The organism is Hongsoonwoonella zoysiae (genome assembly GCF_013266695.1).
Taxonomy (GTDB): Bacteria; Pseudomonadota; Alphaproteobacteria; order Rhizobiales; family Stappiaceae; genus Hongsoonwoonella; species Hongsoonwoonella zoysiae.
Map to the genome: position 1 here is coordinate 317,549 of NZ_JABRXF010000001.1, position 20,355 is coordinate 337,903.

Annotated in this window: 15 protein-coding genes; 4 read left to right on the forward strand and 11 right to left on the reverse strand. The window is 63.0% G+C overall.

Annotation, left to right across the window (positions count from 1 at the left end; genetic code table 11):
• Positions 1-66 precede the first annotated feature (66 nt).
• Both HPQ64_RS01450 and HPQ64_RS01455 read left to right on the forward strand, forming a co-directional pair.
• On the forward strand, positions 67-1,863 hold the full coding sequence (locus tag HPQ64_RS01450; protein WP_172886619.1) for an alpha/beta fold hydrolase: 1,797 nt from the start codon (positions 67-69) through the stop codon (positions 1,861-1,863).
• Positions 1,860-3,056, forward strand: a complete 1,197-nt coding sequence (locus tag HPQ64_RS01455) for a sugar-transfer associated ATP-grasp domain-containing protein (protein ID WP_172886620.1) — start codon at positions 1,860-1,862, stop codon at positions 3,054-3,056. The genes HPQ64_RS01450 and HPQ64_RS01455 overlap by 4 nt, the downstream gene beginning before the upstream one ends.
• 30 nt (positions 3,057-3,086) lie before the next feature.
• Here HPQ64_RS01455 and HPQ64_RS01460 read toward each other — a convergent pair whose 3' ends face one another.
• The 11 genes from HPQ64_RS01460 to HPQ64_RS01510 form a co-directional block, all read right to left on the reverse strand.
• Positions 3,087-5,279, reverse strand: coding sequence for a GumC family protein (locus tag HPQ64_RS01460; protein ID WP_172886621.1), 2,193 nt, complete (start codon positions 5,277-5,279; stop codon positions 3,087-3,089).
• A gap of 118 nt (positions 5,280-5,397) precedes the next feature.
• Positions 5,398-6,693 carry an O-antigen ligase family protein gene (locus HPQ64_RS01465; protein ID WP_172886622.1) on the reverse strand — a complete coding sequence of 432 codons (1,296 nt, stop codon included), beginning with the start codon at positions 6,691-6,693 and terminating at the stop codon, positions 5,398-5,400.
• 49 nt (positions 6,694-6,742) lie between these two features.
• Positions 6,743-8,017: a glycoside hydrolase family 5 protein gene (locus HPQ64_RS01470; protein ID WP_172886623.1), complete on the reverse strand. Its 1,275-nt coding sequence runs from the start codon at positions 8,015-8,017 to the stop codon at positions 6,743-6,745.
• Positions 8,014-9,972: a heparinase II/III family protein gene (locus HPQ64_RS01475; protein WP_172886624.1), complete on the reverse strand. Its 1,959-nt coding sequence runs from the start codon at positions 9,970-9,972 to the stop codon at positions 8,014-8,016. Before HPQ64_RS01475 ends, HPQ64_RS01470 begins: the two co-directional genes overlap by 4 nt.
• Complete coding sequence (locus HPQ64_RS01480; protein WP_172886625.1) at positions 9,972-11,219, reverse strand: glycosyltransferase family 4 protein; 1,248 nt, start codon at positions 11,217-11,219, stop codon at positions 9,972-9,974. The genes HPQ64_RS01475 and HPQ64_RS01480 overlap by 1 nt, the downstream gene beginning before the upstream one ends.
• A complete protein-coding gene (locus tag HPQ64_RS01485; RefSeq protein ID WP_172886626.1) occupies positions 11,200-12,507 on the reverse strand; it encodes a nucleotide sugar dehydrogenase in 1,308 nt (435 codons plus the stop codon). The genes HPQ64_RS01480 and HPQ64_RS01485 overlap by 20 nt, the downstream gene beginning before the upstream one ends.
• A gap of 95 nt (positions 12,508-12,602) precedes the next feature.
• Positions 12,603-13,955, reverse strand: a complete 1,353-nt coding sequence (locus HPQ64_RS01490) for a phenylacetate--CoA ligase family protein (protein ID WP_172886627.1) — start codon at positions 13,953-13,955, stop codon at positions 12,603-12,605.
• Between the two features lie 3 nt (positions 13,956-13,958).
• Positions 13,959-15,155, reverse strand: coding sequence for a glycosyltransferase family 4 protein (locus HPQ64_RS01495; RefSeq protein WP_172886628.1), 1,197 nt, complete (start codon positions 15,153-15,155; stop codon positions 13,959-13,961).
• A complete protein-coding gene (locus HPQ64_RS01500; RefSeq protein WP_172886629.1) occupies positions 15,152-16,090 on the reverse strand; it encodes a glycosyltransferase family 2 protein in 939 nt (312 codons plus the stop codon). Before HPQ64_RS01500 ends, HPQ64_RS01495 begins: the two co-directional genes overlap by 4 nt.
• 93 nt (positions 16,091-16,183) lie before the next feature.
• The gene (locus tag HPQ64_RS01505; protein WP_172886630.1) at positions 16,184-16,945 is read right to left on the reverse strand and encodes a cobalt-precorrin-6A reductase; all 762 of its coding nucleotides are present in this window, start codon (positions 16,943-16,945) and stop codon (positions 16,184-16,186) included.
• On the reverse strand, positions 16,938-18,038 hold the full coding sequence (locus HPQ64_RS01510) for a cobalt-precorrin-5B (C(1))-methyltransferase (protein WP_172886631.1): 1,101 nt from the start codon (positions 18,036-18,038) through the stop codon (positions 16,938-16,940). The genes HPQ64_RS01505 and HPQ64_RS01510 overlap by 8 nt, the downstream gene beginning before the upstream one ends.
• A 120-nt stretch (positions 18,039-18,158) precedes the next feature.
• Here HPQ64_RS01510 and cobA point away from each other — a divergent pair, with 120 nt between their 5' ends.
• Positions 18,159-19,016: a uroporphyrinogen-III C-methyltransferase gene (gene cobA, locus HPQ64_RS01515; protein WP_172886632.1), complete on the forward strand. Its 858-nt coding sequence runs from the start codon at positions 18,159-18,161 to the stop codon at positions 19,014-19,016.
• Entirely contained in the window at positions 19,013-20,305 is a 1,293-nt protein-coding gene (locus HPQ64_RS01520; protein ID WP_172886633.1) for a cobyrinic acid a,c-diamide synthase CobB, read from the forward strand. Before cobA ends, HPQ64_RS01520 begins: the two co-directional genes overlap by 4 nt.
• Positions 20,306-20,355 lie beyond the last annotated feature (50 nt).

Below are 20,355 nucleotides of genomic sequence, written 5' to 3' on the forward strand. Positions count from 1 at the left end.
ATAAACCTTCTATCAGCCCTTTCCCCTTAGTCTTCGCACACATGCAACGACTATGCGGCGCCTTTGATGAACGCATTTTTCGGGGAAACTGACGCAACGCCTGCAACATCTTGCTCTCAGCGGGGGCTTGCGCAGCCGGTCTATCTTGGCGGGCTGGCGGCGATGCTGCACGCCGGCGAGGGCGATACCGGCGCCCTTTTCCTGAGCCCGTGGGGCTATGAGGAACTTTGCGCGCGAAAAACCTTTCGCCTGATGGGAGAGCGGCTTGCCGCGGCAGGGTTTCCTTCGCTTCGTTTCGACTATCCGACCACGGGCGATTCCGGCGGCGAGGAGAATTCCGAAACGGGCTGGATCGTTCCTTCCAGGGGGATTCTGGACGACTTTCGTTCCTTCCATGGCCTGAAGCGCGTGATCGTGCTCGGTCAGGGCATCGGCTGCCTCTATGCCGCTCACCTTGCGGCAACGGATCCCACGGTCGCCGGGCTCGTGCTTCTGGCACCTCCTGCGTCCGGGCGGGGATATCTTCGCGAGGTCGCGGCCTGGACGTCCTTCACCCGGCCGACCTTTCTCGTCGGCCCCGACGACGGCCCGGAAGGGAGCCTGACGGCGGCGGGCTTCGTGCTGTCGAAGGAGGTGGCGCTGGAAGCGAAGATGCTTTCGGTCAAGAAAGAGGACTTGCCGGCAAAGCTCCCCACACTATTCGTAGCCCGTCCGGACCATCCGGGCGATGCGGCCCTGACCGACCACCTGAGCGCCGCCGGATGCGACCTCACCGTGACGCCATTCGAAGGTTACGCCGAATACGTTTCGGATCCGACACTTTCGCAAGTACCGGAAGGTGTTATCGAGGCGGTCGCGGGCTGGGCGGAAGAGCGTTTCGAGCATTCGGGCCCGCCGATCCCCGGACGGACCATTTGCGACGAGGAAACGTCCATCGAACCCGCCTCGGGCGTTCGCGAGGAGATGCTGCGCTTCGGGAAGGGAAAGCGGCTCTTCGGCGTTTTCGCGGAACCATGCGGCGCGAACGCAAAGACGGCGGTGCTTTTCCTCAATTCCGGTTACGACCACCACTGCGGCTGGGCGAATGTTCATGTGAGTTTTGCCCGCGCCTTGGCGAGCAACGGGATCGCGAGCCTCAGGATCGATCTTTCGAACATCGGCGAAAGCCCCCCCTGGCCGGACCAGAAAGCCCAGGTGCTTTATTCCGACCGCCAGATCGACGACGTCAAGGCGGCGATCGACGAGTTGAAGGCGCGCGGCATCGAAACGGTGATCGTCTACGGGCGATGCAGCGGCGCCTATCTGGCGCTGCTTTCGGCCGTCGCGGACGAGCGCATCGACGCCATGGTGATGGTAAACTCGCGCCGTTTCGCATGGAACCCGAAACAGGATGTGGACACGGAACTGAAAAAACCCGTCCAGCCGCTTTCCAACTACACCGCCAAGATGCGCGACCCGGCGGTGCTGAAACGCGCGCTCTCAAGCCCGGAAGAATTCCGCAAGGCCGCCGGCAAGCTGGCGAGCGGGCTGTCGCGGCCGTTCATGAAGGCAATCGCGCCCGCCCTCGGCCCCCTTTCGATGCACAACCGGCTGGATAAGCTGGTGCACGCGCGCATGGCGGCCCTGAAGCGACGCGGCGTTGCGGCCCTCATCATCTACAGCGAAAAGGATCCGGGCCTTGAAGAACTGCAAAGCTACTTCGGGCCGGACCAGAAGCGCATCAAGGCTTATGGCAACGTGCAACTGACCTTCCTGCCCGATGCGGACCACAACCTGACGCCCGCACCTGCGCGCGCCGCCGTTCTGGGGCGGCTGACGGCGCTTGCCAGGGCGCTCGACAGGCGGGAAAGGCTTGCGGCATGAGCGAGCCGAAATCGAAGCCCCGACCTCCTGTCAAGGCCCGAAGCCGCCTGATACGTCCGATGCGCCGCGTCTACCGCATGCTGAGCGAAGAGCTTCCGGTTTACTTCAGGGCCGGCGACCGCAAGCCCGTCCTGAGGCAGGCCGCAGACATGCTCCATCTTTGGCGGCTTTACCGCTATATCCCCTATCAATACGTGAAACACGGCCTGTTCCGCCGAACCTTCGGGGCGGAAATCGCCCGCTATCTGCCGCCGGAACTTCTGCACCGCACGCGCGAGGCGGCGAACGCCGGCGGCGAGAGGACGCTGATCCAGGACAAGCTCGCCTTCGAGGAACGGCTTGCACGCGCCGGCATTCCATCGACCAGAACGCTTTACAGGCTGAAGGACCGGCTGATTTTCAACCGCGCGGGCAATCCGGCCACATTCGGCGAATTCCTGACTGGTATCGAAACCCTTCAGCTGCCGTGCGGGATCATCATCAAGCCGCGCGGCGGAGGGTCGGGCAGCGCCGTCTTCCGGATGCGCGTCGAGGGCGGCGGCCTCCTGCATGAAGGTGCCGCACTTGGCGAAAAGGACCTGTTTCACCTCGTTTTCACGACGAACAACGGCTTTTACTGGGATGATTTCCTGGTTCAGGAAACCATCCACCAGCATGCCGCGATGGCGCGCTTCAACCCGACATCCGTCAACACGGTGAGGATCGACACGCTTATCGGCGACGACGGACAAGTGCGTTTCAATGCGGCGGCGATCAGGATCGGCGCGCGCGGCGCCATCACCGACAATGTTTCGAGCGGCGGCGTGATGGCCGGCATCGACCTTGAAACCGGGAGGATCAGTGGCCGGGCAAGAAGGGACGCGAAATACGGCGGCGATTATTACGACCTTTGCGAATTGTGTTCGGCATCCCCCGACATGCTTCAAATACCGTTCTGGGACGAGGTGCTGAATGTCGTGACGAAGGCAGCCGAAGCCCTGCTGCCCTTCCGCTCGCTCGGCTGGGACGTCGCGCTATCGGTGGACGGCCCCGTCGTCATCGAGACGAATTACGACTATGGCCTGGATATACTGCAGGAACACGCAGGCGGATACCTCGACCGGCCGCTGGGACGCGCCTATATCGAAAAATTCGCGCCGAACAAGCAAGCGCTCAACAATGTGCTGGGCGAGGTCGGGCGCCAACAGCCATGACCCCGCCTGGTCCGAAGACCGGACAAGAAGTCAGGAGATGCGGGTCTGCACCACCGAGACGGGGTTCGCGCCCGCGATCTCGCGCAATACCGGATCGAGCGTCGACAGCCTGGAATAAACGTCCTGCGGCCCGCCAAGGGTGACAAGAACGCGATCGCAAAGCGCGCTGACGGGCTCAAGCGAGCGGGCGTCATCCAATGTGCCGGCATCCACGAACATGAGGTCGTACCCCCCCGCGATGTCGCGCAATTCCTCAAGCTGTTCCTCGGTCAACTCCGGCGGGCGGTGCTTGGGCGCGCCCGAGACGAGCGACAGGAAGCTCAGGTCGAACAGGCGATTGCTGACGATACGCTCCGAATAGGTGAGCGTGCGCAAGGATGCGTTGTCGTCGAGAAGCCTCGTCAGCCCCTTGTCGCGCGCATTCGCATCGACAAGCAGAACCTTGAGCCCTTCAGCCGCGGCACCGAGGGCAAGCGAAAAGGCGGTGAGGCTCAAGCCTTCGCCCAGATGCGGCTCGACGCCCAGGATCGCCATGCTCTCGCCCTCCCGCCGGCCGGCAAGCAGGCGGGTGTTGAGGGCCGCGACCGCGGTCTCGAAATTGGCCGCCGGGGCGGGCAGGCCACGAATGTCGTCGGTGGCGAGAATGCGATAGGCAAGGCGAGCCGATGATTTCAGGTCGAGTTGATCGAGATGGCGGGGCTTCAGCCCGTCGATGGCCGGCAAGGCGCCGATGACCGGAAGACCGGCGACTTCCCGGGACGTTTGCGCCTGCGGCCGCGGGGCGGGAGCGGCAGGCGCGGCAGCCTGGAGCTTCGGCCCGAATTCGGCACGCAGTTGCCGCCAGACTTCCAATGAAGCCACAAGCCCCGTGCCCAGCATCAACCCCAGGACGCCGGCAAGGGCGAGCAGGATCTTCTTTTTCGGCCAGGACGGACCTTCCGGCAGCTCCGCCGGCGAAATGATGCGCGCAAGCGGCGCGGTGACCTGCTCCAGATCGCCAAGCTCCTTCGCACGGCTTAGCACGTTTTCATAAACGGCACGGGTGGCGGCGGCTTCCGTTTCAAGCTCCCTCAAGGTGATGAGCTGCTCTTCGCCGGCATCCGAATTGCTGCGCAGGCGATCGATCTGGCGTGTCAGATTGGCGACCCGCTCCTCGGCCACGTCACGCTCCACCTTCTTCGCCTCGCCGACGGCGCGAAGCTCGTCCCGGATGAGGTCGGTGATGCGCCGAACCTGCGCCCTCGCCCGCTGGAGGGTGGGGTGCGAGGGCAGAAGGTCGGTCGACAGGGACGCTTCCGCCCGCACCGCATTGGCATATTGCTCCAGAAGCTGGGTAATGCGCGGGTTCGACACCACATCGCCAAGCGCCGTGGGATCCACCTGACGCTGGAGATAGCGCTGGATTTCCCGGTAACTGGCGTCGGCCGTGGCAAGGGCGCTGCGCGCCTCGACAAGCTGGGCGTTCAGCCCGTCAAGCTCCTGGCCGACGAGAAGCGTGCCTTCCGCCGTGCTCTGAAGCTGGTTTTCCGCCTTGAACCGCTGGACGCGCTGCTCCGTTTCGCGCAGGCGCTCGCGCAGGCTGATCAGCCGCTCGTCGACCTGCTCCGACAGGCGGTCGGCACGTTGGCGCGAGCTGCGCTGCTGCTCGCTCAGGTATCCTTGAGCGATGGCATTGGCAAGCCGCACCGCCTTGGACGGACTTTCCGACCGCACGGCGATATTGATGACATAGGTCGCGCCCTGCCGGCTGACGTTGACCGCCTTTCCGAGCGCGCGAACCGCATTGATGATCCGCGCTTCCCCGTCTGCCGGGTCCGCCTCCTTCGAACCGAAGAGGCCGCCGAGAAGCGTTTTCAAAAGGCCTGTGCCGCCACCGTCGCCGAACTCCGGATCGTCGACGAGGTTTTGCGCCTCCACGACGGGGCGAAGGACGGAAGCCGAGGAGATGACAGCGATCTGACTGTCGACGGCGAAAGGATCGTTGGAAAGCCGCGTCGCCGAATTCGCGTCCTCGAACGGCTGCCGGCTCGACGCGTCCAGGATGATCTTCGCCGCAGCGGTGTAGACCGGTGTCGCTGTGAAGGCGTAGACGGCGGTGGCCAGCACCACGGCAGCGGCAACCGCCGCGATCACCTTCCAGCGATCGCGCAGGGCGCGGATGACCGCGAAGGGATCGGGAAACCCTCCGCCCTCCGGCTCGCCTGCCTGTTGAAATTCCTTCATCCGATCCACGCCGACCGTCTGTCCAAAGGATTTGTTATGCTTAGCAGAAAGTAATCAGACAAGGTTAGCAAACGCTGAATGCCGCTGGGAAAAGCAATATGCGGGCGAAAAGCCGGCTTCAGTCGGCCGCCTCCTTCTGCGCGGCGGAATAGGCGGTCGCGATCAGGAACATGAGCCAGGCCAGCGTGTAGCCCCGGAACCAGCTGCTTTCCAGCATGTTGTGCAGGATGGCGAAAAGTGAGACGCAAAGCACGAGCCAGGCTTCGGCACGCGAGGAGCCGCGAAACCCGCCGACATCGAAAAGCGTGAAAAAGACCAGAAGCAGGAGGAGGCCGAAGCCGATCGCCCCGGTTTCAAGCAGCACGTCCACATAACCGTTGTGCGATTGCAGAAGCTGGCCGATGAAGCCAGGCGCTTCCAGCGCGACGATGGACCCCGCGCCCGCGCCCCAGAAAGAACCGTAGCCCTGACCGAACACCGGCTGACGGCCTATAATGCCGAAAACGAAATCCCAGATTTCGGTGCGGCCGGTAAAGGTGGTGTCGTCGAAGAGAAGCATCGACAGATCGGCAAAGCTGTAATCGAAAAGGTAATTGAAAAAGAGATATCCGCAAACGCCGAACAAGGCCCCGAATATGACGAGATAAACCGCACGAATGCCCGAGATGGCGCCAAGGCCGATAACGCCGGCGGACAGGGCCGGGATCAAAAGGCTGAGGCCCAGCGACGTCTTCGACCGGCTCACCACAAGCTCGAGGATCGCCACAGCGGCGATGGCAACCGCGAGCCAGCGCGAGTACCCCCGGAAGCGAGCCACGGCGAAAAGGCTGAAAACGAAGGCATAGGCTGCGACAAGGCCGAATTGGTTCTTGTGCGCGTAAATGCCTTCATGGCCGATCGGGCCAGCAGGTTCCGTCACCACCGGCACGACGTTGACGGCGACCGTCAACAGGAAGACGGCGACGATACGGTTCAGGAGAGCCGCACGGTCCGTGACCATGAACATCGGCGCGACAACGGCAAATACCACGATGACCTGCAGCATCACACGGCGGAACGCGATGCCGGGAACCGGCGACCACAGGACGCTGGCGCAGGAAAAGGCGAGAAAGGCAAGGATGATCAGGACCGTGGGCTGCTTCAGCACGGGCAAGAGACGCGGCAGGCGCCGCCAGCCGACGAGCACGACGGCGGCGAAAAGGCCGATCCAGAAGAGCTGGTTGACCGCGTTCGACTGGGATGCGGTGACGGCGGCATCCGAGTTTTCGGAAAATTCGCGGACGACGAAAAGCGGCGAAAGCAACGTGATATAGGCGACGATGAGGGCGGGAACCCAGCCGAGCAAGCCATCACCCGCCGCCCGGTCGCTCAGCGCGCCGTCGCCCAGTCGTTCACCCATGGCAGAATGCGTCACGCCTGTCTCGTCCCGCTACCGATCACCTTCAGCAAAGGTGAGCCCAGCCTCAGCGGCTTATTGCCGTTTCGTCAAGACCGAGCGCCTTTACCATGTCCGGGTCGATTGTGCGTGATTCATTGTCGAATACCAATCCGAAGCCCGGATAACCGCTGCCTGCGTTATAGTCCCAATAGGCCCAGGCGAAACCGGAGGCTTCGGCTTCCTCGCGAACGTCGCGGATCCAGGCATTGCGGCCCGGGATCGCGGGCAGGCCGGCGGGCGGGCGGGCCGCGCCGAACTCACCGATGACGATGCGCGCGGGATCGACGTTCTGAGCACCCGCCCAGCGCCGGATAATGTCGAAATGGCCCGAGATATAAGCCCTGTCGACGGGCGGCGGGTCGTCGTAATAACGCGAGATTGCGGCCTTCGCCTGCGAAAGCGCATCGTCCGCGACGCGCTCCGGCCGGGTCCGGCGCATGTGCGCTATATGCTCTTCGGTAAGGCGCAGCGTCTCATCGATGTTTCCATCCGCGCCGGGGTAGGCGAGGCCCGCCAGATAGCGCGTCGGCTCGCTGGCGAAGGGAAGCGCTTGATGCGTGAAATAATGCGGCGAATAATAATGGACATCGACGATGGTGTTTTCGTCGTAAGGCGCCATGTCGAGATACCCAAGGGCCCGGTGAGACGACCAGCAGCCGCCGGTGAGCACCACCGCAAGATCGGGTGCCACATCGCGCACCGCCCGGTAGAGCAGCGGCTGAATGTCCGTCCAGTCCGTGGAGACGAGGTGATGACAATCGGCCTGCGGCTCGTTCATCAGGCCGAGGGCCGATTTCCTCCCCGGCAGACGGCGCATGTGGCGCGCAAGCCCCTCAAGCCATTGCAGATAGGCTTCGAATTCCTCGTTCGACGGGCTGCTCAGAATGCGCGGCGCGCTGAACCTCGCGCCCCCGTGGCCCGGATGCGGATCGAGCAGGACGGCGAAGCCGTGATCCTGAAGCCGCTTCACCGTGTCGAAAAGCTTGTCCGTCAGGATGCGGCTTTCGGCCTCCGTCACCGTCAGGAAGGGAGCGGGCGCGACGGGAAGGCGGATGAAATCGAAGCCGAGGTCCTTGAGCTGCTTCAATTCCGCATCGCTCACCTTCGCAAGATCGCCGCGAAATGGCGGCCACAGGAACTTGCCCGGTCTTTCCGGGTCGCGATGCGCAAGGTTGTGCAGGCGGGCGAGATTGATGCCCTTTGAGAATTGCGGAAGATCCGCACCCCGGGCGAGCAGCGGCAGGGACACCGAAAAGACGAGTGCGAGAATGACGCGGACGATCTTCGGCACAAGGCTCATAGCAGGCGGAGCCGCGTGACGAGACGCCGGCCGGGTGCCGCACGGGTGTTCAGCACAAGCTGCCACGCGGGCAGGAGAACGCCGAAGCGTGGCGAGATAAACCCGAGCCTTTCATCCTCCGCACCGATCACCACGCGGGGTTCTGCCCCTTCGGGAGGCTCCAGGCACATGCGCGGCGCGCCATTGGCGATGAAAGCGAAAAAGCCGTTCGTCGGCACGATTTCCACCCCTTCGCCGGCAAGAAAGCCCAGTTGGACATCGCGCGGATCATCGCCCTCGCCTTCCAGCCGGTCGACGATCTCGAAAGTGGCCTCGCCCGTGCGCCGAACCTCGCGAATGTGATCGACGCCAAAGGATTTCCGGTAACCGTCATGTGAGGCGGAGACGAGGAAATCCGAAGGCGCGTCGACAATTTCCAGACGCTTCGCCTCGGCCTTCGACGACCAGTTGAACGCACCCGCAATGCGGCTCTGGTCCTCACCGCCAATCGTCAAGGTGTTGTGAAGCGCGGTGCCGCGAAACGCGTCCCGCCACGCCCCGCCGGAATGATACAGATAGGTGCCGGCATCGGCGAGAAGCGGCACGCCGTCATGAGTGAGCCAGACGCTGAGCGCATCGGCATGGCCGTGGGCGGCGATGGAAAGATAACCGAGCGGGCCGTGATCCACGGCGAGGATGGCGGGCTTGTCCGCAACCTGGTCGCGAAGGATGGTATAGCCCCCGTCGCCGAAGGACCTGACGCCCTCAAGCTTTTCCTGCGCGAGAACGGGCCCGCCGAGCACGAGATTGCGGAAATGAACGGGAGCCGCGAGAGGAGCGATATCCGCACGCTCGCAAACGGCGGCAAGGCAGGAAAGGACCGAGGCGACATAGCGCGCGTCACGCGCGGGATCGTCGAAAAGGACCCTGCCCTCGTCATCGTCGCCGATGCGCAAAGAGCAGCCGTTTTCATCGAGGAACCAGGAAAGCGCTTCGCCGGCAAGCGTAAGCCGCTCGTAAAAGGAAGCCGGAAACGGCTCGCCCAGCGCTTCGCCCGCGCGAAGGGCAAGCAGATAGAACTCCAGCGTAAAAGCCGTATAGGTCGGCGATTGCTCGGCCCCGATCCCGTCGGAAAGGATCTGCTTTTCCACCTCGCGCTCCAGGATGGCGCGGCCCTTCTTCGCCCAGCGCGTGCTCTCGGGATGATCGGTCAACGTCGCGCCAACGAGATAAAGCCCGGCGGCTTCAGCCACCAGATGGTTGTTGGCGGAGGAGAATTCGGATGGGTAACGGTCGAGCCATGTCGCGGTGGCGGAAAATAACGCGCGCAATTTGCCGCGCAACTCTTCGGAAAAGGCATCCGCGCCGATGAGCCGGACGACGATCAGCACCGTGATCGCGCGCAATGAAAGCTCGATCCCCGACGGCCAGTTGACACCGAAAAACGGCGGGTTGTCGTCGATCCAGCTTTCGATCTCGCCTGCGATAAACTCCTTGAGGCCGGCGTTGCCCGTTTTCGCGGCAAGGGCGGCAAGCGGCTGCAGATACTGCAGACGGTTGACCTCCCATACGTATTTGACATCGCCGTAAGCCTCGTTGTGGCGATAGTCGATATCGAAGCAGTAACGGTCCTTCGGCCATTCGCGTTCCGTTGCCGGATCAAGATGCCAGAGCGATGCGCCACCCGCTTCCGGCCAATCCTGCCCCAGAAAGGAAAACCGACGAAACCGGGTGCTTGCGGCAAGCTTGCGCCAGCCCGCGAGAAGATTTTCATCTGCCTGATGCAGTGCGACCTTGCCCGGATAGGCGGGCAGCGGGCCCGTCGGCATCTCGAACGCCGCCCAACGCTGCGTCCAGCCGCGCGCCTGCCGCTTCTTCGCAAACTCGGCGAAACGGTGGGTGATCTCGCCGGCGCTCATCGACCGCAGGCGATTTGCGTACCAGATCAGGCGGGACTGCTTGCTCTCAGCGCGCATCAGGGTCTGTTCTCGAATCTTTCGAAAAGCCGGTCGTAGGCGGCGAGAAGCACCGGCACCGAGTGATCCCAGGAATAGGTGTCGAGAATGCGCTTGCGGCCGATCTCGCCCATTCGCCTGCGCCGCTCGGGATCGTCGAGCAGTTCGACAATCTTTTCGGCAAGATCCCGGGCGTCGTTCTTGTTCGCGTAAAGCGAGGCTTCTCCCGCCGAAACGCGGCCCTCGCGCATGTCGAACTGCACGATCGGCTTCTTCAGCGTCATGTATTCCAGGATCTTGTTCATGGTCGAAAGGTCGTTCATCGGCGTCACCCGGTCCGGGTTCACGCAGACATCGGCCGTGTTCAGCATGTCGAGCAGGAGATCGTCCGGCGCGCGACCCGTGAAGGTGAAATACTCTGCGAGCCCCCGCTTTTCCACATCCGCCTGGACGATGGGAAGTTCCGGCCCGCCGCCGACGATGCCGAAGTGGATATCGTCACGTTTCATGTCGCCGACGATATGGCCGGCGGCTTCCACCAGAAGGTCCATACCCTCCTGCTGGCCGATCACGCCGACGTAGCCGACCAGATGTTTGAAACCCTTCTTGAGTTCCGGCTTGGGATCGCGCAACTCGAGCTTTTCGATCTTCGGGCCAGAACGCACCACGAAGACATCGTCCGGGTCCATGCCGCCGCGCGAAATCGCGATGCCGCGATAGGATTCATTGGTGGCGATGGAAACGCTCGCGGTCCTGAAGGTCAGCCATTCGAAAAACTTCATGGCCTTGTGCAGAAGCCCGCGCTTTTCGAACTTCGCCTCGAAAAGCTCCGGGCAGATGTCGTGATGGTCGAACAGGTAACGCACGCCGAAAGGGCGGAAGAGCCAACTCACGAGAAAGATCAGGTCCGGCGGATTGCAACCGTGAATGACATGGAACCCGCGCTCGCGCCTCACCTTCCAGGCAAGCCGGGCCTCGTGATAAAGGGCCGCGGAATATTCGCGCAGGTAACCGATCGGCCCATGAGCGTCGATCGGCAGCCTGTGGCGGTAGACGTAGATACCGTCGATCACCTCGTATTCGGCCTCAAAGCCCTTGCCGGTCGGCGAAATGACGGAAACGGTATAGCCGGCGGCACGCAGGGTCGTTGCTTCCGACCAGACGCGCCGGTCGAAGGGGACGGGCAGGTTCTCGACGATGATGAGAACGCGCCGGTCGAAGATGCGCTCGGCGGAAGCCTCGATCTCGTTACCAGTTGACGCCTTCATAGCCTTCCCGTGCGATTTCGATGCCTTTAAGACGAACGAGGTCGTAGATGCGCTGATGCGGGCCGACCCGGCCCGGCAGCTTTTCGAACTCGGGCGCGTTGTTGCCGATGATGACGACGTCGCCATGCGCAAGTACGGCGTCGAAATCGTCGATCAGGAGGGAGGAGATATGCGGGATGCGGTTCAGGATATAATCGCGGTTCGCGCCGTAAAGCCGCGCGAAGTTGACGAAGCGGTCGTAGATCCGGATGTCCATGCCCTTGCCGAGCAGCTTTTCGACAAGCTCCACCTGCGGGCTTTCGCGAAGGTCGTCCGTGCCCGCCTTGAAGCTGATGCCGAAGACGGAAATCTTCCGCTTGCCGTAGGACATGATGGTTTCGAACGCGCGGGCGATCTGCTCCTCGTTGGAGCGGATGACGCTGTTCAAAAGCGGCAGTTCGAGGTCGAGATCGCGCCCCTTGTAGGTGAGCGCGCGAACGTCCTTCGGCAGGCAGGAACCGCCGAACGCAAACCCCGGCATGAGGTAGCGCGGCGAGATGTTGAGCTTCTCGTCGCTGCAGAAGATCGACATCACCTCGTGACTGTCGACGCCGACGGCCTTGGCGATATTGCCGATCTCGTTGCCGAAGGCGACCTTGACCGCGTGCCAGGCGTTGTCGGCGTATTTCACGAGTTCGGCGGTATCGACGGAGGTCAGGAAGGACGGCGCCTCGATGTGCCTGTAGATCTCGGCGATTTCCCGTGCGGCTTCCGGCGTTTCCGCGCCAATGACGATCTTCGGCGGATTGTCGTAGTCATGCACCGCGCTCGCCTCTCGCAGGAACTCGGGATTGTTGCCGATCCTGAGTCCTTCGACATGGCCCGCCTTCTCGCGAAGGGCGGGAATGACCACGCCGCGCATGGTGCCGGGCAGGACGGTTGAACGGATGACGACCTTGTGCGGCGCGTTCTTTTCCGCGATCGCGGCGCCGATCTCCTCGCACACGCGAACGACCGCGTCGGTATCGAGCGATCCGTTCTTCCGGCTCGGCGTGCCGACGCAGACGAGCGACATCTCGCTCTCGCGCACGGCTTCCAGCGCATTTGTGGTGGCTTTCAGCTTTCCCGACGCGACGGCGGCGGAAATAAGCTCGCCGACATGATCCTCGACGACCGGCGTCTTGCCGTCGTTGACGATATCGACCTTGACCTGCTGATTGTCGACGCCGATGACCGTATGGCCATCGCGCGAAAGGCACGCCGCCGTGACCACGCCGACGTAACCGAGCCCGAAAACGGAAATACGCATAACACCCCCCGTCCGGTTTAGGTCCGGATGCGGCTCTCAAGTTCCGTATCGTTATGAAGGAATTTCCTTCCCGTCCTGTTAACCGGAAGGGCGAATCACCGGGAATCTGCGGAAATAGCGAGTGTTTTTGCGGCATTCTGCTCAAATTCGCGAACGACGAACGGGAGTTTGCCGCGCGAGGTACGCGCAAGCGCCTCGCAAAATTCGACCTCGACGCGCATGGAGGCGGGCAGGCGCGACGAAAGCCGCGCCTCGATTTCGGCGCGCAAGTCTTCACCCGGAGTTCCCTGCGCAACCGCCATAACCTTCACGAAATCAGTAGTTTGCTGGCGAAGCTGCAATTGCAGAAGGCCGGGAATGGCGCGCGGAACATGGTTCATGCCGATGAGCCGGCTGCCGTCGGGCGCGATGAGATAATCGCTCTCGCGCCCCTCTATGCGCGTGAAGGAACGCACGCCCAGCGCGATTTCCTCCATCGCGCGGGGATCATCCGCATCGTCCGCCACGATCACGTCGCCGGTCTCGTAACGGATGAGCGGCTGGGCGGAATTCCTCAGGTTCGTCGCGATCTGGCTGAATCGGCATTGCCCGAGCGGCTGAAGCTCGACATGGCCGTAAGCCGGCATGAAGCGATATTCGTCTTTCTTGAGGGCATAGGCGAAGGAAACGCGCTCCGCCTGGCCGTAGTAATCGGCAACCGTGGCGCCAAACGCCTTTTCCGCGCACTCGCGCAGATCGTCGGTCAGGACTTCAGAAGACGTCAGCACGACAGGAATCGAAAGCCTCAACCCCTCCGCTTCAAGGCACGCGATGAGCATTTCCAAGGCCGAGGGATAGGCCCAGAGGATGCGCGGGGCGAAGTCTTGCAAGGCTGTGTGGAAGGCACGCGCCGTCTTCAGGTTGAGATGCGCGGCGGAAAAATTCATCACCCGTCCGCCGCTCTGCATCCGCCAGAAGGGGGGCGAAAAATCGGATGGATCTTTCAGCCTTTCGCCACGCAGGACCGCGACGCGGTCTTTCGCGAAATCCGCCCCGGCAAGCGCGACCACGTGATCGATCGCCGCCTGTTCGAAAACGACCGAGGCGAAGCTGCGCCGGACCGACAGGGGAACGCCGGAGGAACCGCTGGTTTCGCCCTTCGCCACCGGCAGGGTGGACTTAGCGATATAGGATTGCGGGCGGGATTTAAGCTCTGATTTCGCAAGCGGTGGACAGTCGACAAGCGGCTTGCCCTTGAGCTTCTCATAAGCCGGCAAACGAGTGGCAGAATCGAGCGTTTGCTCGATCAGCGCATCCTGCCGCGCTTTGCGTTCCGCAAAATCCGCCAATTCGAATTCGGCAAGCTCGCGCCGGTAGGCGGCATAAAGCGGTGGGAAGCGACGGATAAGCGTATCGCCGAGATCGGCGATCTTCAGCCCGTCGACGATCCGCTGCTTCAATCCGGCCATGCCTCAGCCCTTGTCGTTTCCGGAAAAAAGGCGGGTGAGAAAACCGTCATAGGCTTGCACCATATGGTCGAGCCGCAAGCTTTCGCGCGCTGCCTTCGCGCCTTCGGCAAGCCGCGACTGTTCTTCGCGAGAGGACAGGAAGCCGGCGAGACCTTCGGCAAAACCCTCCTCGCCGCCCGGGATCATCAGCCCGTTCTCACCGTTCGACAGATATTCGACCTCGGGGCTGTGAAAATCATGCTCGAGCGTGATAACGGGCCGCCCATGGGCAAAGGCATGGTTGACCGCAAGGCCGAGATATCCCGGCACGACGACGGCGGCGGAAAGCTTCATCGCCTTGGCGATGCGGATATCGGAAGGGTCTATCGCGCCGAGGAAATGAACGTTTTCAGCGCCTTCTGCCAGAGCTTCGAGCCGGATCCGCTCCTCGCCATCACCGACGACAAGCACCTCGACCGGCTTGCCGGCGATCTCAGGGTGCGATTTCGCGAAGGAAATCAGGAGATCGACGCGTTTGCGCGGCACCAGCCTGCCGACATAGAGCAGTACGTGGCTGTCCGGCATCAGGGCGAATTCCTCGCGCATCTCCGTATCACCGAGATTTTTCACCTGATCCGCCAGACGGATCTGCTCATCGACGTCCATCGTGTTGCGGACGACGGCGACATGCGCATCCGGCACGCCGATTTCATGCAAGTATTCCGCACCCTTCGCCGTATAGGCGAGATAGCCGCTGCCGAGCTTCGCCAGGAAATCGGCGCCCCGGCGCGCCAGCCCGTCCTTCAGCCCCGAAAGTCCCGATTTCTGCCAGGACCCATAGGCCTTGCGGTATCCAAAGCCCCACCAGACGACCTTCCGACCCATGAGCTTCGAAAGGAAAAGGATCGCGAGGCTTGAGAGGAACTTGAACTCATGACCGATGACGGCCCCGTCGAAGCCGCCGGACAGATAACGCCAGACGACCGGCTGATAGACCGCGACGGAATTTCCAAGGCGAAGCTCGCGGTTTTTCACCTCGACATTCTCGAAGGAAAACGGCGGCGAAGCCGCCTGCAGTGAGGTGTTGGACGGCGGCAGCCCATGAAAGACGACGTATTCGTTTGCCGACACTTCCGATAACCGCTCGAAGAAGCCGCGCCTGTAGACCGGCACGCAGCCTTGATGAAGCACGGCGATCCTGTAACGGGAACCGGCGCTCATTCCGCCGCCTCCGGTTCGGCAGCCTCTGGCGCATCGCCGTAGTAGCGCGCGCGCATCCAGAAGGTGAGCTTGCCGATGGCCGACATCACATGCAGGCCGGCGGCGGCGAAACGCTGTCGGCTTATGGGATAAAGAACGAGCGAGAGCGGCAGGAAGATCGCCAGCTGAAGAAGCGCCTTGGCGACCGTGCGAAGCGCTGCCCTTGCCGGGCTTGCCGCGTGGCTGACCCTAACGAACGTCGTATTTCTGGCCGTAATCCGCTTGCGGCGCAGGAAGGCGGGCAGGCTCGCCTTCTCCCGCGGCCAGTATTCGTGAACGACCGCATCCGCGACCCAGATGATCTTCCGGCCCTTGAGATGAAGCCGGTAGGTGAGGTCCGTATCCTCACCGCCGGAGCGGCCTAGCTTCGGGTCGAACGGCTCCGGCTCCCACAGACAACTGGCCACCCGAAAAAGAACGTTGCCGGTGCGTGCCGCCTCAAGTGTTGCGCCGGTTTCCATCGCCTCGCGCTCCCCGTAAAAGAAGGGCGTTGGATCGAAGCCGAGCCGATCCATTCCTTCGAATATCGGCACGACGGGCCCGGTCGCGATGTCGGCGGAATGGGTTTCAAGCGCACGATGGAGGTTTTGCAGCCAATCGGGCTCGGCGACCTCGTCATCATCGATGAAGGCGAGGAATTCGCCCTTCGCGGCTGCGACACCGGCGTTACGAGCGTGGGAAATGCCGGGGCGCGGCTCGTGAACGTAACGGACGGGATCGCCCGCAGCAGCCGCCGCCTCCACCCATTGCCGCGCAACGCCGGAAACCGAGTTGTCGACGATGACGATTTCAAGCGTCATGCCGTGCCTGAGCTTCTGGGCAAGCACGCTGGCCACGCAGTCGGCAGCGCTTCGGGCCTTTCCGACCGTGCACATCACCACCGAAATACCGGCCAAGACGAACTCTCCCTCCCGAAACCCGCGTGACCTTAAAAGAGGCACGCAAGGCCCGTCATACAGGAGAGGGGTAAATTATCTGCGACCGCTGCGTCAGCCGGTTTCAGGAACGGTAAAGATATCGTCAAGCCAGGCCAGTACTCCGTCCACGCTCTCCACTTCCGCAATTGCGGGAAGCGACGGACGGCGGATCATGACGACCGGAAGATGAAGCACGCAGGCGGCCTGTATCTTGGCGTATCCGGCGGGGCCGCCGCTGTTCTTGGCAACGAGATGCGTAATGCGGTGACGCTCCATCAGTGCCTTTTCGTCATCGACAAAGTGCGAAGGGCGGGCGAGCAGGAGTTCGCCGGGCGGAAGGCGTGTCTGTTCGTCCGGCGCCTCGATCATCCGCATCAGGCACCAGATGCGATGGCGGTTTGCAAAGCGCGAGACTTCCTTGCGGCCTATCGCCAGGAACACGCGCGCGCCATCGGGCACGAGTTCCACCGCATGCTCGACGTCGCGCGCGGGCGTCCAGTTATCGCCCGGTTCCGGTTGCCAGGCGGGCCGGACAAGGCGGACGATCGGAATTTTCCTCTCGCCCGCCGCTGCGACCGCGTTCGTGCTGATTGACCGCGCGAAGGGGTGCGTGGCGTCGATAACCGCCGAAATGCGGTGTTTCTTCAGATAATCCGCAAGTCCATCCGCCCCGCCGAAACCGCCGATGCGCGTCTCCACCGGATAGGTTTCGGGATTTGAAGTGACACCGGCAAGCGAGACGATGACGTGCAAACGGGCATCACCCGCAAGCCGCGCGGCGAGTTCGCGCGCTTCGCCCGTGCCGCCGAGAAGGAGTATCCTGAACTCAGGCATTCGCGTCGAAACCAGCCTTGCCAATCATGACGCCCTGACGATCGACGATCAAAACTTCGCAATCAACCGGGCTGCCGCGCAAAATCGTCTTCGCCGCCTGCTTGGCTTCGGCAGCCACGATATCCGCAACCTCTATGCCTTCGGCGCGGGCGAGATCGAGCACCTCCTTCGCCGTATTCGCATGACGCGCCTTTTCCGCGAGGTCTTGGGGGGCTCCCGCCTTGAGAAGCACCTGCGAGAGTGCTGTGAAATCCACCCGGCTGCGGGCGGAATGAAGGTCGAGCGCGCCTTGCGCAAGCTTCACGAATTTCGCGAAACCGCCGGCGAGCGTAAGCCTTTCCACCGGATGCTGGCGCAGGTATTTCAAAAGCCCGCCCGCGAAATCGCCCATGTCGAGAAAGGCGTAGTCCGGCAGGTCGTAAAGGCGCCTGACGGCATCTTCCGACGTCGAGCCCGTCGCCCCCACCACATGCTTTTGCCCTGCCGCATTGGCGACATCGATACCGCGATGGATCGACGCGATCCAGGACGCGCAGGAGAAGGGGCGCACGATGCCCGTCGTGCCGAGCACCGACAGACCGCCGATAATGCCAAGACGCGGGTTCATGGTCTTCTGCGCCAAAGCCTCGCCGCCCGGAATGGAAATCTCCACCTCCACCTCGCCATCGCCGCCGTGATCTCTGGCAACTTCCGCCACCGCCTGCTCGATCATGCGGCGCGGGACCGGGTTGATCGCCGGTTCGCCCGGCGGAACGGGAAGGCCTGCGCGCGTCACCGTGCCGACACCTCGACCTGCGCGGAACGTGACGCCATTGCCGGCGGTCCTCAGCCTGACGGTCGAAATCACCGTTGCGCCATGGGTGACGTCCGGGTCGTCGCCCGCGTCCTTGACAATCCCTGCGCGGGCGAAGCCCTCTCCCCTCTCCTCAAGGGCAAGCGCGAAGGAAGGCGTCTCCCCCTTCGGCAGGGTTATTTCGACAGGGTCCGGGAACTCGCCCGTCAAAAGCGCCGTATAGGCCGCTTTGGTGGCGGCCGTGGCGCAGGCGCCCGTGGTCCAGCCACGGCGAAGTTTTGAGGGATCGTGTTCGCTCATTGCGTGCGAATATAGAAGGGCTTTCAGGAACTGGCGAGGGGCTCATGCGTCGTATTCGCGCTTGATTTCCGCCGCTTCGAGACTTGGCGCGAGCCGGGCGAGCGTCTACAAGTCGAAACCATGACACACGCATCCGACGAAGCCCTGAAAGCGCTGAACCTGCCGGTATTCGAGCCGGGCTGGGTGTGGCTTGCAGGTGCGGGCCCCGGCGACGCGGGGCTCTTGACGCTGCACGCGCTGAACGGACTGCGCCAGGCGGATGTGATCGTCTACGACGCGCTGGTCGACACCTCCATCCTCGCCTTCGCCAAGGAAGGCGCGACGGTGGATTACGCCGGGAAACGCGGCGGCAAACCAAGCCCTAAGCAGCGCGACATCTCGCTGAAGCTGATCGACTACGCGAGGGCGGGCAAGCGCGTGCTGCGGCTGAAAGGCGGCGACCCCTTCGTCTTCGGGCGCGGCGGCGAGGAAGCGCTGACGCTGGCGGGCGCGCATGTGCCCTTCCGCATCATTCCGGGCATTACCGCCGGCATCGGCGGGCTGGCCTACGCCGGCATTCCCGCGACCCACCGCGACACCAACCAGACGGTGACGTTTCTGACCGGCCACGACCAGACGGGGCTCACCCCCTCGGCCGTTAACTGGGACGCGGTCGCCAAAGGCTCTCCCGTGATCGTCATGTATATGGCGATGAAGCATCTGGAGACGATCGCGGCCAAGTTGACAAGCGGTGGACGGTCTGTGGACGAACCTGTGGGTATCGTGTGCAATGCCTCGCTTGAAAACCAGGCCGTGCTTGAAACAACGCTCGGCCGTGCGGCGGAAGACGCGAAAGCCGCCGGGCTGGAGCCGCCGGCGGTCGTGTGCGTCGGCGACGTGGTGCGCCTTCGCGCCGGACTGGACTGGCTGGGTGCGCTGTCGGGCAAGGTTCTCGACCCCGATCCGCTGAAACTCGGCAAGAGCTCCGAGACGGGATGAGCGCGAAGGGGCTCATCCTTGCCGCCCCAACCTCGGGCGCGGGCAAGACAACGCTGACGCTTGCGCTGCTTAACGCCATGAAATCTTGCGGCATCGGCGTTTCCTCGGCGAAGGTCGGGCCGGACTATATCGACCCCGCCTTTCATGCGGCGGCGAGCGGACGCGTTTGCGTCAATCTCGACGGTTTCGCCATGCGCCCCGACCTATTGCGCGAGCTTGCCGCAAGACAGGCCGATCGGGCGGAACTTCTCGTCATAGAAGGCGTGATGGGCCTCTTCGACGGGGCTGCGGACGGCACCGGCTCCACCGCCGATCTTGCCGCCCTCTTGAAGCTGCCCGTGGTGCTCGCCGTCGATGCGGCGAAACAATCGCAATCGGTGGCAGCACTTGTGCGCGGTTTTCGCGATCACCGCAGCGACGTGACGGTCGCTGGCGTCATCCTCAATCGCATCGGCAGCCCCCGGCACCGCGAAATGATCGAGCGCGCGCTTGGCGATATCGGCATGCCGGTTCTGGGCGCCGTGCCGCGATCCGACGCCTTGACCCTGCCCGAGCGCCATCTGGGCCTTGTCCAGGCAGGCGAACATGGCGACCTGGCTGCGTTTCTGGACGGCGCGGCAGAACATGTCGCAGGCCATGTCGATCTGGATGCGCTGACGAAAATCGCAAGGCCTGTCGTGCACGCCGATGCGGCAAGCAAGCTGCCGCCGCTCGGACAACGCATCGCCATTGCCCGCGATACCGCCTTCGCCTTTTCCTATCCGCATATGCTGGACGGCTGGCGCGAGCAAGGGGCCGAATTTTCCTTCTTCTCCCCGCTAAGCGACGAGGCGCCGGACGGAACCGCCGATGCCATCTTCCTGCCCGGCGGCTACCCGGAACTTCACGCCGGGAAGCTTGCGGCCGTATCGAACTTCAAGGCCGGCATGAAGCTGGCTGCGGAACGCGGCGCGCTGATCTACGGCGAATGCGGCGGGTATATGACACTCGGGCAAACGCTGATCGACGCGGAAGGTATAGCCCACGAGATGCTGGATTTATTGCCGCTTGTGACCAGTTTTCGGAAACGAAAGCTGCACCTCGGCTACCGCAAGCTGACACCTTTTGCGGATCTGCCATTCGGCATGGAACTGACGGCGCATGAATTCCACTACGCCAGCATCGTGAGCGAAGGCGGGGCCGAACGGCTGTTTTCGGCCCGCGATGCGCTGGGTGAGGACCTGCCCGCCATGGGGCTGCGCGAGGACCGTGTCATGGGCTCCTTCGCCCATGTGATCGACAGGGTTTGAGCGGTTTTTTTACCTTCCGCCACCCTCACCCCGGCCCTCTTCCCCCAACA

Bases quoted from the DNA above. Each gene is read 5' to 3' on its own strand.
- HPQ64_RS01470 (WP_172886623.1), bottom strand. From the start codon at position 8,017: ATGAGCCTTGTGCCGAAGATCGTCCGCGTCATTCTCGCACTCGTCTTT.
- HPQ64_RS01495 (WP_172886628.1), bottom strand. From the start codon at position 15,155: ATGAGCGCCGGTTCCCGTTACAGGATCGCCGTGCTTCATCAAGGCTGC.
- HPQ64_RS01490 (WP_172886627.1), bottom strand. From the start codon at position 13,955: ATGGCCGGATTGAAGCAGCGGATCGTCGACGGGCTGAAGATCGCCGAT.
- HPQ64_RS01455 (WP_172886620.1), top strand. From the start codon at position 1,860: ATGAGCGAGCCGAAATCGAAGCCCCGACCTCCTGTCAAGGCCCGAAGC.
- HPQ64_RS01480 (WP_172886625.1), bottom strand. From the start codon at position 11,219: ATGAAGGCGTCAACTGGTAACGAGATCGAGGCTTCCGCCGAGCGCATC.
- HPQ64_RS01485 (WP_172886626.1), bottom strand. From the start codon at position 12,507: ATGCGTATTTCCGTTTTCGGGCTCGGTTACGTCGGCGTGGTCACGGCG.
- HPQ64_RS01520 (WP_172886633.1), top strand. From the start codon at position 19,013: ATGAGCGCGAAGGGGCTCATCCTTGCCGCCCCAACCTCGGGCGCGGGC.
- HPQ64_RS01510 (WP_172886631.1), bottom strand. From the start codon at position 18,038: ATGAGCGAACACGATCCCTCAAAACTTCGCCGTGGCTGGACCACGGGC.
- HPQ64_RS01450 (WP_172886619.1), top strand. From the start codon at position 67: ATGAACGCATTTTTCGGGGAAACTGACGCAACGCCTGCAACATCTTGC.
- HPQ64_RS01460 (WP_172886621.1), bottom strand. From the start codon at position 5,279: ATGAAGGAATTTCAACAGGCAGGCGAGCCGGAGGGCGGAGGGTTTCCC.
- cobA (WP_172886632.1), top strand. From the start codon at position 18,159: ATGACACACGCATCCGACGAAGCCCTGAAAGCGCTGAACCTGCCGGTA.
- HPQ64_RS01475 (WP_172886624.1), bottom strand. From the start codon at position 9,972: ATGCGCGCTGAGAGCAAGCAGTCCCGCCTGATCTGGTACGCAAATCGC.
- HPQ64_RS01505 (WP_172886630.1), bottom strand. From the start codon at position 16,945: ATGCCTGAGTTCAGGATACTCCTTCTCGGCGGCACGGGCGAAGCGCGC.